This window comes from Virgibacillus salexigens (assembly GCF_014905415.1).
GTDB classification, from domain to species: Bacteria; Bacillota; Bacilli; order Bacillales; family Amphibacillaceae; genus Virgibacillus; species Virgibacillus salexigens.
In genome coordinates this window covers 1-651 of the sequence record NZ_BNEO01000021.1, presented here as the reverse complement: position 1 = coordinate 651, position 651 = coordinate 1, and the positions used below count along the sequence as shown (strand labels likewise).

Here is a 651-nt window from a genome sequence, read left to right as displayed (position 1 = left end):
TGCGCCCGATTGCTTAAATACCAGATATTTGAATTATTTTATCAGCAATCATTTCTGGTGAATTACCATTTGTATAAATAATCTGTTTAGCCAATAACTTATTGGATTTGTGTTTAACAAAATGCTCGTTAAGTTTATACGCCTCCTTGTTACTGGTCTCTTCTTTTAGTCTTTCATTTAAAACATTAATGGATTCCATTTCATTTTGACTTGGCAGCAATAAAAAGACATTTTCGTAGTTACCAAGGGCATCTTTAACTTCTCTGAATAGACCTTCATCTTCATAAACAGAATGCCCCGCACCGAAGTCGTGAATATAATTGGGGTAATCCTCCAATACTCGTTTAACTGCATGTGCTTCAAATGGCTTCCAATATTCATACATAGCCATATAACCATAATCTTCACGTATTTTATTTTGTTGTTCCTCACTAAACCCAATTTCTTTATAATAATCAAACCTTAAATCATCCATTGTACATCGATGAATTTTAGTTTTATCTGAAAGTAATTCAGCTACTGTACTTTTGCCAGCACAAATTGGTCCGATTAATATTATAGTTTTAGATGCCATAATATCCCTCTTTTTCACCATTTTAGATCAACAATTCCTAAATTATCCTTAAAAATCTTTTTCCACAATCTGGCCCT

General features: G+C 32.6%; 1 protein-coding gene. It reads right to left on the bottom strand.

Going from position 1 to position 651, the window contains the following annotated elements; translation table 11 throughout:
• Positions 1 to 13: 13 nt before the first annotated feature.
• Complete coding sequence (locus JKP73_RS22015) at positions 14 to 574, bottom strand: hypothetical protein (protein ID WP_021292544.1); 561 nt, start codon at positions 572 to 574, stop codon at positions 14 to 16.
• Between the last annotated feature and the right edge of the window lie 77 nt (positions 575 to 651).

Bases quoted from the DNA above. Each gene is read 5' to 3' on its own strand.
- JKP73_RS22015 (WP_021292544.1), bottom strand. From the start codon at position 574: ATGGCATCTAAAACTATAATATTAATCGGACCAATTTGTGCTGGCAAA.